General features: G+C 65.0%; 9 protein-coding genes and 3 pseudogenes. 7 read left to right on the top strand and 5 right to left on the bottom strand.

Annotated elements, in window-relative coordinates:
• Nucleotides 1–174: 174 nt before the first annotated feature.
• Together NRB56_RS14335 and NRB56_RS14330 are read right to left on the bottom strand one after the other, a co-directional pair.
• Nucleotides 175–1,131: a sialidase family protein gene (locus tag NRB56_RS14335; RefSeq protein WP_153342339.1), complete on the bottom strand. Its 957-nt coding sequence runs from the start codon at nt 1,129–1,131 to the stop codon at nt 175–177.
• 207 nt (nt 1,132–1,338) lie between these two features.
• Nucleotides 1,339–1,771, bottom strand: a pseudogene (locus NRB56_RS14330) (IS701 family transposase); the annotation flags it as partial.
• Between the two features lie 396 nt (nt 1,772–2,167).
• Here NRB56_RS14330 and NRB56_RS14325 point away from each other — a divergent pair.
• The 5 genes from NRB56_RS14325 (at nt 2,168) to NRB56_RS14310 (ending at nt 9,774) form a co-directional block, all read left to right on the top strand.
• On the top strand, nt 2,168–2,779 hold the full coding sequence (locus tag NRB56_RS14325; RefSeq protein WP_153342337.1) for a hypothetical protein: 612 nt from the start codon (nt 2,168–2,170) through the stop codon (nt 2,777–2,779).
• Entirely contained in the window at nt 2,776–3,615 is an 840-nt protein-coding gene (locus tag NRB56_RS14320) for a hypothetical protein (protein ID WP_153342335.1), read from the top strand. Before NRB56_RS14325 ends, NRB56_RS14320 begins: the two co-directional genes overlap by 4 nt.
• Nucleotides 3,616–3,845: 230 nt before the next feature.
• Complete coding sequence (locus tag NRB56_RS14315; protein WP_227837727.1) at nt 3,846–8,624, top strand: galactose oxidase early set domain-containing protein; 4,779 nt, start codon at nt 3,846–3,848, stop codon at nt 8,622–8,624.
• A 121-nt stretch (nt 8,625–8,745) separates the two neighbouring features.
• Nucleotides 8,746–8,874 (top strand): hypothetical protein, encoded by a 129-nt coding sequence (locus NRB56_RS39700; protein ID WP_264767024.1) that lies wholly within the window; start codon nt 8,746–8,748, stop codon nt 8,872–8,874.
• Nucleotides 8,875–9,306: 432 nt separating this feature from the next.
• On the top strand, nt 9,307–9,774 hold the full coding sequence (locus tag NRB56_RS14310) for a hypothetical protein (RefSeq protein ID WP_153342331.1): 468 nt from the start codon (nt 9,307–9,309) through the stop codon (nt 9,772–9,774).
• An 878-nt stretch (nt 9,775–10,652) separates the two neighbouring features.
• Here NRB56_RS14310 and NRB56_RS14305 read toward each other — a convergent pair.
• Complete coding sequence (locus NRB56_RS14305) at nt 10,653–11,489, bottom strand: hypothetical protein (RefSeq protein ID WP_153342329.1); 837 nt, start codon at nt 11,487–11,489, stop codon at nt 10,653–10,655.
• Nucleotides 11,490–12,469: 980 nt separating this feature from the next.
• Here NRB56_RS14305 and hchA point away from each other — a divergent pair.
• Nucleotides 12,470–13,312, top strand: a complete 843-nt coding sequence (gene hchA / locus NRB56_RS14300; RefSeq protein WP_153342327.1) for a glyoxalase III HchA — start codon at nt 12,470–12,472, stop codon at nt 13,310–13,312.
• A 157-nt stretch (nt 13,313–13,469) separates the two neighbouring features.
• Here hchA and NRB56_RS38965 read toward each other — a convergent pair whose 3' ends face one another.
• Nucleotides 13,470–13,832: an STAS domain-containing protein gene (locus tag NRB56_RS38965; protein ID WP_319942998.1), complete on the bottom strand. Its 363-nt coding sequence runs from the start codon at nt 13,830–13,832 to the stop codon at nt 13,470–13,472.
• 232 nt (nt 13,833–14,064) lie between these two features.
• Here NRB56_RS38965 and NRB56_RS14290 point away from each other — a divergent pair.
• Nucleotides 14,065–14,726, top strand: a pseudogene (locus NRB56_RS14290) (PAS and ANTAR domain-containing protein).
• Between the two features lie 164 nt (nt 14,727–14,890).
• Here the strand turns inward: NRB56_RS14290 and NRB56_RS14285 are convergent.
• Nucleotides 14,891–15,070 (bottom strand): annotated as a pseudogene (locus tag NRB56_RS14285) (AMP-binding protein); the annotation flags it as partial.
• Nucleotides 15,071–15,132: the final 62 nt, after the last annotated feature.

Here is a 15,132-nt window from a genome sequence, read left to right as displayed (position 1 = left end):
TGTCGGTGGTCCCGGTGTCTGCTCCGTCGCTCGCTCGGTATGCGGCTACTCGAGACTGGTGGTAGGACTTGATCCCGGCCAGGATCAGTCCGGTTGCTGCGAGCAGCGGTGGCGCCGAGGAGGCAAACCGGATCAACGGATTCGATGGTCAACCCACCGAGCAGTCCGTTGCATTTACGCGAGGGCAGCCGGGTGGCCTCGGTTGGACCATCGATCGGGGAATGGTTGCTGCTCGCTCCAGTGGTTGCCGTCGAAGACCGACCACCACAATCGGTTGTCACCGGTTGCGCCGGCCCACACCATGGCCACCTTGCCCGAATCCGTCTGTGCCAGTGCGGGAGCAGCGGCGCTGCGACGGTCGGTCAGCACGATTTCCGGACTCCAGGTCTCACCGTTGAACGTGGACCACCCGAGATGGTCGTCACCGGCACGCCGCCAGGCCATGTGCAGGGTCGCGCCGTCGGAGGCCAGCGCCGGGCCCGACGACGCGGCGAACTGGTTCTGTTTCCCGCGGTAGTGCCAGGACTCCCCGTTGAAGGTGTACCAGTCGATGTAGGTGTCATGGGGTCCGTAGCCGCGCAGTGTCATGTGCAGCAGCCCGCTGTGTTCGCCGAAGGCGACGGCGTTCTGGGTGATGGCTCCGGCGAGCCGGATGGTCGGTCCCCATTGATCGCCTTGGAGTTCGGCCAGGCACAGGTGCTGTGGCGGATTGTCCCGTGGGTCCATCCACGCGAGGAACACCCGGTCACCGAAACGGCCGACAGCCGGTGGTGAGGCGGTCACGATGAGTTCCGGCGGGAACCCGCCCGGCGGCGCCGATCGTACCGGTTGCTGGGGGGACCATACCGGGCCACCCGCGGTCGATGAACTTCCGGACAGCCGTGACCACCACAGCCGGCGGTCCGGATCGCCGCCGCGCCACACCATGACCGCGCCGGAGCCCCGGCCCGTGATCGACGGGGTGTCCCCGGCGCGCCGGTCGTCGAGCAGCTGGGCCTCGGGCCAGCGTAGAACCGTGCCGATCGCCTGCGTCGACTCCGACCATCGAACGAAATTGTCGTCACCGTCCTCCAGCCACACCATCGCCGGTACGTGGGTGTGGAGTATCGGCAACATCGGTGGAATCGGCATCGTTACTCCCCCTGGCGTATTTCTGCGTGCCGTTCAACGGTCCACCGCTGTCGTGCCGCCTGCAATACCCGCTCGCCAGGCCACGGCGTGGCGCACTCGCCACGCCGAGACCCGGCGGTCAGTCGCGGTAGTCGAGGTCGCTGTACATGCTGCTGCTCGATGTGCCGCGGTCAAGGCCGCTCGGTGGCTCGTCGTGCTGTATCGGCACCAGGAGCGGCGGTAGGTGAGATGGTCGGCGGTGAACCACGCGAACGGCACTCCCGCGGCCGGCACCCGCTCCAGCATGGCGATCACCTGCCGGGGCTTGGTGGCGAAAGCAACCTCGCCGGGGATCCCGGCTTCGCGGCAGCGTTCCCGGTCCCCGGTCCACGATTCGCCGAAGATGCAGTTCCCGGTCGATCAGCGCGTGCCCGCGCGGCGACGCATACGCCAGAAACACCCCGATCCGGCGTTCTCCGTCCGCCCCGCAGTGCCGGAGTACTGCCGTTGCACCCCAGCGGATTTGAGGCCCTTCTTTCAGGAAACCGGTTTCGTCGGCGGCCACCGCCGCACCAGGATCTCCGAGATGCTCGTCCACGTAATCACGCACCCCGTCGATATCCCGGTCCGCCCTGCTCAGCAACCGCTGCATCCCCTGCGGACCTGACCTCGTAACGGCCGCCGGCAAATCCTGGTATCTCTTGACACTGGGCCTCAACCAACACCAGACTTATATAGCAGCTGCAGTTACAAGGACTATCGAGGCGACATCGCGGCAGTCGGACCCACATTCATTCCCCAACCGACAGCTCGATGCCCTACAAACTGCGCCGCCGCTCAATTTTACGGCCACAGTTCGATGAGCTACGCGCCAATACATGTCAGATCGGCTCGCACACGGCTGGCGATTGGGTCGTACGCGCGTGGTATCCCGAACCGGCCTCGTCGCGGATAATTGTGTTGCGTGACCGTGTGCAGTCGAATACTGCGGAACGGAGACAGCGCCGTGCCTGACGAATTCAAACTCCCACCTCCTGGTCTCGATATATCGCGAGTCGTGCATCTGGATCCGTTTATCGATCCTCGTTTTGTCGATGCTGAAGACTGGGGCCGGTACCTGACCATTACGGAAACCATCCCCGTCGATTTCGAGTATCTGGAGCCCACGATCACCGACCAGGACGTGCATGAGGCTCGGGAATTGGCGCTCGCTTCCGACAATGTGCGTACGGCATTGGAAGGACAGCGCTACGAAGTACTGGCGGTGGGATCGCGGACTGTGGATCGCGAGACCGAACTTCCCTTGGTGATTGTCTACAATTACACCGACGATACCGTCATCGAGGCCACAGTCGATCTCCGGGCGCCAGAGGTGCGGGAGGTGAGCATGAAGCGATACCAACCAGCTCTCTCCTCCGCCGAACAAAGTCGAGCTTTGGACATTACCCGGGACGACGGCCGACTGTCCCGCTCCGGCATCGATATCGATACTGGACTGGGGCTGGTGGTCGAGGACGTCAATTTCCGAAGTCCACAGTACGGTCACCGTCTCGTCGACCTTCGGTTCACTCTCACGAACCGGCGCTGCCCGAGCGCCTTTGCCATTGTGGACCTCAGTGCTCAATGCATTGTTGGGATCGGCCTCTTGCCGCAGGAGGAGTTGTCATGAGCGTTTCCGGGCAGGTGACATGGCCTCCCGAGTCGCCGGTGTGGTCGTTCAATTGGCAGATGCTAGACGGCGATACGGAAGGTCTCGTGTTTCGGAATGCCTTCTTCAAGGGCAGGAAGGTGCTCCACAAGGGCAGCCTGCCGATGATCCTCGTTCGGTATGACCACGGAGCCGGCCCTTTCAAGGATCAATTGAGTACCGGAAATGCGCCGAATCCCGTTCTGGTACATGAGGGCAGTGGCTCGGGATTTCGTTTCATCGCGGTAGAGTGCTACCATCGAATCTCCGCGTACCGCATCATTGAGAGATGGATATTCTGGAACGATGGTCTAATTCAGCCGCGTTTGCTGAGTAGGGGTATCTTCTACCCGAGTAGCCACCAGCACAATGTGTATTGGCGGCTCGACTTCGATGTCGATGGAGTAGCCAACAACCTTGCGCTGCAACATACCTACGTCGCAACAGATTGGGGATATGGGAAGGGCTGGAAGCCGTTGACCATCGAGCAGGACACCGATGGTGTCGGCGACGGCACGTATGCAGTACTGAACAAGCAAACAAACCGCGGCTACAAGCTCGTCAGCGGGCCTTCTGATGGAGCACCCGACTACATCTCCCCGCACAGCTTCGCTGTCGTTCGGTTCCGTGCTGACGAGGACTTGAAGGGCCGTCTGGGAACACCCCACGACCCCGAACTCTGGAAGCACATAAACCACGAGAACGTCGACGGACAAGACGTTGTGGCTTGGTATATCGCACACCTCAAGCACTCGGGTAGTGACAGCGGCGACGAGTACCATGCGTGCGGGCCAGATCTCTGGCCGATCCGGTATTAGGTCTCTGACAGTTCGCGAGGGTGCGCGGCGATTCCCGCCCATTGTGGGGCAGCCAGCCCTTCCGAGGCTCACCAGAGGCAGGCAGAGATGACGACCGAGGCGAACGAAGCTTGTATTCGAGGGTACATTCTGGCGACTGACCGGGAGTGAGGCAGAACGCGAGCAGTCCGTGGAGACATAGTTTCTTTGCGAAGCTACCCGCTTTCCGTGATTGCAGTGGAGGCTGCTCGATGGCACATGTTCGTATCGACACTGGTACGCTCGCCTACCCGAAATTCCTCATACCAGGACACATCGACGACCCTGTGGATGGTGGCGCCGGCGTGACGGTGTCATTGGAACCGGGCCACTACAGGTTCGATCAGAGCGGACCGGGCTTCGCGTTCGAGATCACCGTGGCCGGGCTCATCGAATACAGTGCGGCCAACGATCAGTTCCTGACGGGCCGCGGAACCGACGTCTTGACCGTGACGGGTTTCCCGGTGACGGTGAATCTGACCGGCCTCTCCCACGACCTCGCACCGAGGATCACCGGCAACCCCGGCCCGCTGACCCGTAGTGGGCCTCACGTCCTGCGTCTGGTTCCTGGCACCTACCGCTATTTGCTGGCCCGTGGCCTGGCCGATTTCTCCTTTGTGGTGAAAGCCGATGGGACGCTCGGATTCTCCGATCCGGCGTTGAACGGGTGCGCCCGGATCGAGGGCCGGACACTGACGATCACCGGGTATGCGGTGACCTTCGATCTGACGGCGTTGTCGCACGATCTGCAGGCGGAGTTGCTCGGGGATCCCGGGCACATCATCACCCGCGACGTACCCCACACCCTCCACCTGATACCCGGCAGCTATGCGTTCCTCCTCGCGCGTGGCATAGCGAATTTCTGTGTAACCCTGACTCGCGACGGTCGGTTGGTGATGGTCGATCTCCATGCCGTACCCGCTCCGGCGTTGAACGGGTGCGCCCGGATCGAGGGCCGGACACTGACGATCACCGGGTATGCGGTGACCTTCGATCTGACGGCGTTGTCGCACGATCTGCAGGCGGAGTTGCTCGGGGATCCGGGGCACATCATCACCCGCGACGTACCCCACACCCTCCACCTGATACCCGGGAGCTACGCGTTTCTCCTCGCGCGTGGCATAGCGGATTTTCGTGTGACCGTCACTGCTGACGGACAACTCGCGCTCTCCGATCCGGCTTTGACGGGGTGCGCACAGATCAGCAACCGCACATTGACAATTCGCGGCTACGCGGTGACCTTCGATCTGACGGCGTTGTCGCACGATCTGCAAGCGGAGCTGCTCGGGGATCCCAGGCACATCATCACCCGCGAGACACCTCACACCCTCCGCCTGATACCCGGCGACTACGCGTACCTGTTGGCACGTGGCCTCGCCGACTTCCGCATCGGTCTCACCCGCGACGGGAGGGCGATACTCGCGCCACGCCACCGCGGCTTCGCGCAGGCCGCGGGCCGCACAGTGACGGTCTGGGGGTATCCGGTAACGATCGACGGACGCACGTTGTCCGACGACCTGTCGCCGACACTGCTGGGCAATTCCTCGGTTCTGTCACGCACTTCGACCCATGTGCTGACTCTGGTGCCGTCCCAAGCCGATTACCGCTTCTTCCCCCTTCACGGAATCGGCACGACATACTCCCTCACACTCGATGTCGCGGGAAAGGTGGCGGTGACACCGGATGGGTTGCGTGCGCACCGCACTGTGCTCGTCAGCCGCGTGTTCGACGATTTCACCACTGGCCCTGCAGGTTTCACCGTCGCAGCGGCAGCGACCGAGACGGCCCGCCAGTCCGGCGCGATGCTGGGCGGGACACGATCACTGACGATCGGGAATGCGGGATCGCAGCCGGTGCGGTTGGACGTCGGTGGGCCGGACCGTCTGCGTCTGTCGCCCGGCACCGGCCAGCGCGCGCGGCTCGCGATCGAATATGGTCGCGGCGCCGATGGTGCCGGTACACCGCTGGCGCTGAATCTGCGCGACGGCGAAGTCGACCGGCTTCGAATTACCGTTCCGCACCTCGACGGCGATGCGGCCGAGCTCACTCTCACCGTCGTCACCGCCGGCGGGCAGGCGTCCGCCTCCACGACAGTCGATGCTGGATACACCGATTTACCATTCGCGGACCTCCGCGGCCCCGCGGCCGCCGATCTCACCGACGTGCAGGGCATCGTGTTCGAGTTCCACGTCGGTGGTCCGCTGACGGTGGACAGGATCGAAACGGCCGGCCCGCCGCGGCTGTCGCAACTGATGCTGTGGCGTTCCGCGCCCGCCGGCGACACGAAGATGATCCTCGCCGTCCACGCCGCCCTGCTGCACACCAACGAAATCCTGCTCTTCGGCGGTGACGAGCACGACCCGGGGCGACACTTCCTCGGCAATCACGCCCACCCCACCAGCATCGACACCACTCGGATCTACGACTGCGCGACCGGTGCACTCCGGATCGTCGACTCCCCGCCGATGCAGTCCGACGGTCCCGCACCCGACCTGTTCTGTTGCGGGCATGCGTTCCTGTCCAACGGGCACCTGCTCGTGGCCGGTGGCACCGAGACATGGAAAGCCCCGCAGCCGGGCGACCCCGCCGGCGCCGGAGGGCACCACATGGCGGGACATTTCACCGGGTTGCGCTACACCTGGGATTTCGACCCCGACCCGCCGGACGGCCGCGGCCATTGGACTCGGACCGCGGACATGTCGCTGCTGGTACGCGGGGACGGCACCCAGGTAACCGGCCGGTGGTATCCGACGCTGGTCACCTTGAGCGACGGCAGCCTGCTGGCGTTGTCGGGGCATGTGGCTGCCTCACCGATGTCGAATCCGACCCCCACCGTGCACACCAACACCGTTGTCGAAGTCTTCACCGGCGAGGCCTGGCGTGCCCGCGGCGAACTGCCGCTTCCGCTGCAGAACACCATCGAGCTCTCCTACTACCCACGCCTTTTCCTCCTCCCCAACGGTGAGGTGTTCTCCGTCAGTGCGATGCGCACCGAAACCCCTGTACCAGGCCAGAATCCGATGCGCTGTCAGGCGTGGCGGCCGAATCCCCCGGGCTGGCGTGATGTCGCGCCCCGGCCCCCGGAAGACCACAGCGACGAAAAGAACCTGCACAGCTATGAGGGATACAATCGCACCGCAGTGCTACTGCCACTCGTCCCGCCTGCCTACAAACCGCAGATTCTCATATGTGGCGGTTTCCATCCTCACCTCATCGAACCGCTGTCCGCCGGACCGGAGTGGCGACCCACCTCGGCCCGTCAACCGGTCGGGACGACGATTGCGCCGGCGCGCTTCGACGCCACCGCGGTCATCCTGCCCACGAAAGAAGTCCTGTTGTCCGGTGGCTTCAATCCCGCTACCGGCTCGGTCATGGTCAGCGAGGTATTCGATCCGGCGACGCGCTCGTGGTCCACACTGCCCGATGGGGGCACGGCGAGCGTGCCGCGGGGATACCACTCGGTCGTGCTGCTGATGCCCGACGGCCGCGTCTTCACCGCCGGTACGAGCAAAGGTGCCGACTGGAGCTATCACACGTCGAGCAACTACCTCGACGATCTCGGAAACCCGAAACTCCCGCCCCCCAATGAATTGCCACACAACGCCGCCGACCCCGATCCCGCACACCCCGGGCAGACGATCGACAATCGCGAACTGGTGATCGAGATCTACGAGCCGCCTTACTTCTCGCGCCCCGATCGCCCACTGATCACCTCGGCACCTGAAACCATCACCTACGACACTGCTTTCGCCGTGAAAACACCCGACAGCGACCGGATTCGCGACATCGCATTGCTGCGGGCAGGTTCGACCACACACGCATTCAATTCCGACCAACGCTACGTCGGACTGCGTTTCACTCGCGGCAACGGCGAACTGCGCGTCTCCGCACCCAGGAACGGCAATCTGGCGCCACCGGGGTGGTATCTGCTGTTCGTCGTCGCCGAGGCCGACGGCCAGCCGGTCCCTTCGATCGGTCGGTTCATCCACTTGCCCATGCGAACCGGTGTCCGTGGCGTCCCCGCTCTGATCCAGAGCACCTTCGGACAGGACGGCGGATTCCCGGGACTGGGCCGCGGCGAATTCGACTTCCTGACACCGTTCGCCGCCGGCGGGCTCGACCGCTGGTCCCTGGACAACAACGGCTCCTTCTTCTGGGCCTTCGGAGAACCGTTCGGCCAGGACAGCGGCATCGCCGACGCGGTCACCATGATCCAGAGCAGATTCGTTCCCGGCGACTTCGGACACGGCAACTTCGAAGCCGTCGCGCGCTTCGGTGACGGCCTCGTACACTTCACCCGCGACCATTTCACCACCCCGTTCACTTGGCGTGGACCGATCCACATCGCACGATCCGGGGTGCGCGGGACCCCCGCTCTCATAGAGAGCAGTTTCGGGCAAACCCCAGTGCAGCCCGGCAATCTGGAACTCGTCGCACCGATGGCCGACGGCGGGCTCGCCCATTTCTGGCGCGGCGGGGCCGAGACCGAATGGCTCGGCACCACAACCCGATTCGGTGGCACGGACCCCGTCGAGGCCGTCAGCATGATCCAGAGCAACTTCTTTGCCGGAAACCTCGAAGTCGTCGCGCGAATCGGCGAGAAGCTGGTGCACTTCTCCCGGGGCGGGCCCGGCACCACGTGGCACGGACCTACCACCATCCTCGACGGAGGAGCCAGCGGAAACCCGGTCCTGATCCAGGGCAACTTCGGGCAGCGCGGCAACTTCGAACTCGTCACACCCATGGCGGACAAAGGACTTGCCCATCTGTCCCGGGACAACGACAACCCAGCCCTGCCCTGGTCGGCGCTGACCCGATTCGGTACGGATCTCGGGCACATCGACGCGGTGACCATGATCCAAAGCAACTTCCTTGTGCCACAGAACCTCGAAGTCATCGCCCGCGTCGGCAACCAACTCTACGGATTCACCCGAGATGCCGGACCGGCCTTCCACTGGCACTCCGCACAAGTCCCCGGCTACCGCGACTGAGCATGACCGACAACCACGTCGCAGAACCAGCTCGAGTTTTAACCTTGTCGGCGGGGCCGCGGTCCTGCCGGGGTTGGTGCGGGAGTGTTGCTGGTGGCCTTCATGCGGATGTCATAGCGGGGTGCGGGCCGCTGTTTTCGGCGTCCTGCTGGTCGGCCTGGACCAGGACGTGAGGGTTTCGGCGCACTGGCTGGACAAGCGATGTTCGGGCGCAGGTGCCGAAATGCCCGACGGACGCGTGCTGGCGTGAGCTGTTGCGCGACAACAGCGCCACTGACCGGCGGCGATCAGATTGTCGATCACCGACCGCAACCGCGCCGCGGTGGCCTCGGCAGCGGCGTCACCGCACACGGCTGGGAGCCGGACTCGGTGGGTAATGTCGGTTATGCGCTGAGTTGTCAGGGAGTTGAGGGCGGTGGGGCCTCGGTGCCGCGCAGGACCGGGTATGGAGTTCGGTCAGCTCGTCTTCTCGACGCTTTCGGGCACTTTCGGTGGCCAGGGATCCGGGAGCGCGTTGGTCGGCTTCTGCTGCGGATCGTCGTTCCAGGCGAATCTCGGTGGTGGCGGTCGCGAACCGGGCGCCGCCCCGCTCGGACTATGTTCGTCGCGGTAAGGAAATAGTTCGGATAACTACACGAATGCGACAAAGAGATAGGCCGCTAACCTGCGGCTTTGTCGACCTGTGGACCTGGCGACACGATATTCGAACCGTCTTGACCTGCAGAAACTTGAGGTGGTTCGGCGCGCGGTCGAGTCCGGTATTGCGCTGGAGCACGCTGGGCGACGGCGCCGCCCCAGGCCGGTCGAACCGGTTCGGGAGGTGCCGCGTCTGGTGGAGCGTCGGTTGTCGGGCGTGGTGATCGAGGAGTTGGTTCGGGCGTATCGGGATGGTTCATCGACTGCGGAGTTGGCCGATAGATATGGGATATCGAAGAATGCTGTGCGTTATCAGTTGTCGAAGCGCGGGATGCAGCGGCGTTATCAGTCGTTGACCGAGTCGGAGGTCGATCATGTGGAGCGGTTGTATCTGGCCGGTCATTCCCTGGTGACGTGTGGGAAGTTGTCCGGGTTCGCTGCGAGCAGCATCAAGGACGCGTTGCACCGCCGGGGGACGATGCGCCTGGCTGGTGGGCGATCGGCCCTCCGATAGCGCGTGTGGTGCACCCCGTCGCAGCGGACACGCTGGCTCGTAGCGACGTCGGTTGGAAGTGGCTCATCGGCCCACCCACGGGATTCGGTGAGAGGCGCTCCGGCATGTCGCAAGTGGCGCGCCGGAGCGCCCGAACCAACGGCTAACTTCTGGCTATTGAATCGGCTCTCGCGAACTTCATGGACGTTTCCCATCGATTCCCGGTGGGACCGCGCGCAGATTCGTAGAAAATTCGTAATTCCGGATGGGTTGCTGGGCGTTAGCAATTCTGTGGGCGTTGCCGTCGGCTCGTCGTCGGTCGGGTGGGTAGTCACTCGGCTGACGGCGTCCGGGCCTCGCTATGAGGCCGTCGGTGATGTGTCATGCAGCAGGTGCGCCAAAATGGTTGTCACGCAGACGGTTCAGTCCTGTCTATCGCTGTGCTGCTGGCGAGAGCCACCATGCTCTACACCTCGACGCGCACGCCCGCCCCGGGCAGACGCAACATCGACGTCGTCGAAGCGCGCCGCGCGGGATGTGATCCTTGGTTATGGGCCAAGGATGAATAGCTCGGGGCCGTCCCTATCTTGATCTGCGTCCTACTTGTGCAGGTGGCGGGATTTCCGTGGTGTCCAGGTGATACCACCCGTATCGATTGACTTCAGTCTGTTGTGATGTCAAATCCGGGATGAATTTGGCAACGATTCATCAGTTGCACACCGGTGAGTTATACCGCTGGGCGGGGCCGGGTCCTGATTACCACCGCTTCGCCACCGACTGGCTTCGAGGTCACCGACCAGGTCCTTCCTGTGGAGTCCCGACCTGCGCATTGTCCGGCTTCATGCCGGAAGTGAGGGACAGTCTGTTTGGTCGGGAGCTGTGCGCGGGTTGTGGTGCCGTTATACGGGTGTGCAGGTCCAGGTCTGGCCGGTGCCGCCTTTCCGGCGGGCGACCAGGCCGTGGGAGCCGTTGTCGGTCCAGTAGGTCCGGTGGCTGGGGATCGTGGTGCTGTCGGCGCCCCAGATGTAGTGGCCGTCGGTCTGCCACTGGTAGGTGACGCCGGTGGCGCGGTCGGCGGTGCAGCTGTCCATCGTGATCGCGGTGTCGCGGTGGTGAAGATCGGCGGCGGTGACTTTCGGTAGGGGTTGGCTCGATTCGACGTGGTAGGCCTTGACCGCGTCGAACAGGACCTGTGCGTCGGTGCCATGCCACTGGGCGGGAGGATCGTCCTCGCAGATCAGCAGCAGCATCTCCTCGGCGTTCTCGCCCCATTGGTGGAACAGTTCGTGTGTGTAGGGCCCGCAGAAGTCGTGCCATGTCCGGGTTACTTCCACGCTCTTGCTGCCGGGCTGTCCCCATTCGCTGGGCATGAGGTGTTCCAAGTCCGCCCTGCGGTGTGTGCGCGCCTGCCGGTCCGGCAGTTCCTCCTCGGGTGCGCTGTCGCTGTCGAGGGTCACGCAGTAGTCGCCGATGTTGCGCTGTTCGCGGGCGGCGACGCTGACGAGCTGGTTGCGGGGGGCCCGGTGGTCGCGGTCGTAGGTGGTGTCGAGGTACCAGGCTGTCACGGTCGCGCGGTCGGAGTCGCCCAGTTCGAGCGACGGTGCCGGAGTCGTCTCGTCTGGGGTGTCCGCGCGGTGGCCGGTGTGGAGGACGCGGGTGGCGCCGAGGTCGGTGCGCAGGCAGCGGCCGGTGTCGTTGGTGGTGATGGTGAAGTGACCGCTCGGGAAGTTCGCCATGCCGCCAGTCTCGCGGCCGCACCACCGCCTCGGTCACCCCTTCACCCGAACCGGGTCCCGACCGAAACACACCCTGAGAACAGCGGCAGTCAGCCCGAGACACGATCAGATCCGGCGGCGTGCGATCCCTTCGAGCCGGGTTCCCAGCCGTGACTCACCGCTCGGGGCCATCCCGGGTGATCGGTTCGGTCCGCCGCCACCCGACGGACGGCGGCGGACGACCGGGCTGCTCGTCGCCGGCTGCCCTGCGGGTCAGTGGCGGATCTCGGTGTGGACGCGGACCCAGCTGGCGCGGCCCTGCTCCATCATCACCGTCGCCGCGTCGGGATCCCGGTCCGCGGCGCCGGTGATGACCACCATCATGAGCGGATGCTGTGCGGCGCAACGAGGTTAGCGCGACCAGCGGCATTAGCTGCGTTCGCCCGCGCGGTGGGATTTGGTGCGGAGACCGCTGATGGTGTGGGTAGGTGGTTGGCCGGTGGCCTCTCGGGAGGCGGTAGGCAGGTTGTCCGCCGGCGGCGATCCTGGATACGCGCGGTGGGCTGCCGATCTTGGTCAAGTCCGCTGTGCGGCTGTGCCGCAGGTTCGTGCCCTCGGCGGTCACGATAAGGATGGGATGTCGCTGACTCGGGTGGGTTCAGGTGCGCACCATCTGCACGGCCCAGACCGGCCTCTGCAACACGGCGATGACGCGACCGTGTCGAACTCGGTTCCGAGCTGCGATCAGCATAAGCCGGGGTAGCCTCTACGCCGCATCCGAGCCGGTTGCGCGTAAGCCGGAGTGTTCGCCAGGGCGGCAGGGATTGAAGGCCGGCCCGGCGTTGCACCGACCTTCCCGGCTGAGGCGGCGTTCCAGTTTGGTATCCGGATCTTCCCTCAAACGTTCCAGCGGTAGCTGACTGGTAGCTGGATGATATAGCGGGACGGATGTTTGGACCCTGAACATCATTCTCGGGTAACCGGAAGAAGGAGAGTTCTCCATGACCTCGAAGACGCCTGTGGCTGACCGGGCCGAACACAACGCGTTCTTCCCGTCGGCGTACTCACTCGAGCAGTACGTCCCGCCGAAAACCGACTTCGATGGCGCTGACCACCCACGCGTGCGAAGCGGTCCCCGCAAAGTCCTCATGATCGCGACCGACGAACGGTACCTGCGACTCGAGGACGGGGCGCTGTTCTCCACGGGTAACCACCCGGTGGAGCTGCTCCTGCCGCTGATGCATCTGGACGCGGCCGGGTACGAGATCGAGATCGCCACGATCTCGGGCAATATGGCCAAGCTGGAGCTGTGGGCCATGCCTGCGGAAGACGCGGCAGTCCAGCGCGCCTACGAGAAGTTCCTCCCGCAGTTGCAGTCCCCGACCCGGCTGGCGGACGCCCGACTCGGACCCGACTACGCCGCGGTCTTCATCCCCGGCGGGCACGGCGCGGTGAACGCAATCCCGCACAGCCCGGAAGTGAGCGCAACGCTGAACTGGGCGCTGGACAACGATCGCTTCATCATCACGCTGTGCCACGGGCCCGCGGCTTTGCTGGCCACGGCCGACAACGAGGGCAAGTCACCGTTCGACGGCTACAGCGTCTGCGTCTTCCCCGACGCCATCGATCAGGGCCCCAATATCGACATCGGCTATCTCCCGGGCCGGATGCGCTGGTTCGTCGCGCAGCGGCTGCGGGAGCACGGCTTGCGCGTTGTCAACGACGACATGACCGGCCGAGTGCACCAGGACCGCAAACTGGTCACCGGCGACAGCCCCCTGGCTTCCAATGCGCTCGGACGCTTGGCTGTCACCGCGATGGCCGAGTCGGGCATGCACAACTGACTATCTCGACCTGCCCGGCATGTCACCGGCGGCCCGACGCCGTAGCCTGAGCGATCCCGATCCAGGCAGAACACGGCTCGCCCGGCCACTCTCGGCGACGCCCGAGCCACCTCAGGGTTGCCGGATGTCGCTCACCCGGTCGCCGCCACCGGACTGATCAGGCGGTGGCGCTGGGGCCGTCGCCGAGTGCCAGGTCCAGGGAGTGGTACAGGTCCAGGACCTGGTCCAGCCCCATCATCTCGAGCGGCCGGCGGACCTGGGGTGACACCACCACCCGCAACTGACGCGGGCCGCGATTCTCGGCGGCGGCCAGCAGCACGGTGAATCCCACCGAGCCCATGAAACCGACCGCGGACAGGTCCACGACCAGCGCGTCAGCCGCCGGCGTGACGGCCTCGAGCGCACTGCTCAGCACCGCCGCCGACGTGATGTCGATCTCCCCTACGGCGGCCACTACGACGATGCCACCGTAGTGATGCTCCGACACGGTCAGCAGCTGCGGAACTTCCCCGTCGTGCACGGTCACCCTCCTCTCGGTCGCCTGGGAGAATAGCGCCGTGCGACCACACCTCGCCAGGGGAGGCAACACCCCGGCGGGCGACCCGCCGCAGCAGTTAGGGCCGGGTTGCGGGATGGATCGGTCGCGGTGCCGGTGACCAGGTGTGCGGTGGCTGGTTTCCTGTGCGGGGGTGTCGGATAATTTGTGCGTGACAGTGAGGAAGGCGACGGCGGGCAGTGTTTCTGGCCCGGCGGTGGAGATCATCGCGGCGGGCCGGTCGCAGAAGGTCGGTAGTTTCCGGTTCTGGTTCGACGGGCAGCGCTGGGAATGGTCCGACGAGATCGCCCGGATGCACGGCTATGAGCCCGGTGTGGTGACACCGACGACGGAATTGCTGCTGGCGCACAAGCATCCCGACGACCGTGCCCAGGTCGCGGACGCGATCGCGCATTCACTCGACACCGGGGAGCCGTTCTCCTCGCGGCACCGGTTCCTCGACACCGCGGGCGTGTGCACCACGTGATCGTGGTGTCGGACCGGCTGCTCGACGACACCGGCACCGTGACCGGGACCGCCGGTTATTACATCGACGTCACCGACACCTTCGCCGAGCACCGCCGTGAGGTGATCGCCGACGCCCTGCCGGAGGTGTTCGAGGACCGCGCGGTCATCGAACAGCTCAAAGGCATCCTCATGTACGTCTACCGCATCAGCGCCGACCGGGCCTTCGACGTGCTGCGGTGGCGATCGCAGGAGACGAACACGAAACTGCGGGACCTCGCGGCCCGGATCGTCACCGAACTCGACACCCTGCCACCGGGGCCACCGGCCAGCCGTAGCCAATTCGACCACCTACTGCTCACCGCCCACGAACGCATCCCCCGACACACCGACCGGCACACCCGACCCGCGTGACACCGGCACCCGGCCTCGGCCCGGGCACCACCGTCTCGTTTTTCCAGCAGGAAGCCGAACGCAGCGGCACGCACGACCCGCGCAGCTCGCGCGCCAACTGGCCCTCGCCTTCAGCGGCACCGCCGGGTTCAGCGGCGCGACCTCTCCCGCGACGCCGGCGGTGGCATCCAGCGTGCGCTGTCGATCGCCTCGGCGGTTCGGTCGGGCTCGTTCCAGTAGCCGAGCATGACCGAATAGCCGCGGGTGCACAGTTCCCCCGGCTCGCCGCGGGGCACCGTGCGCCCTGTGGTCGGATCGATGATCTTGATCTCGAGGTGCGGGCCTACTCGGCCGACAGTGGTCCGACTTCGGCCGGGTGACTCCGAGCTCTCCAACTCACAGGCGCGGACGGGGTGACCGTTCGGAG

Origin of the sequence: Nocardia aurantia, from assembly GCF_009604425.1 — a bacterium.
GTDB classification, from domain to species: domain Bacteria; phylum Actinomycetota; class Actinomycetes; order Mycobacteriales; family Mycobacteriaceae; genus Nocardia; species Nocardia aurantia.
Note: the sequence above shows the minus strand (reverse complement) of the source record. Positions and strands in the feature narration are given on the sequence as shown.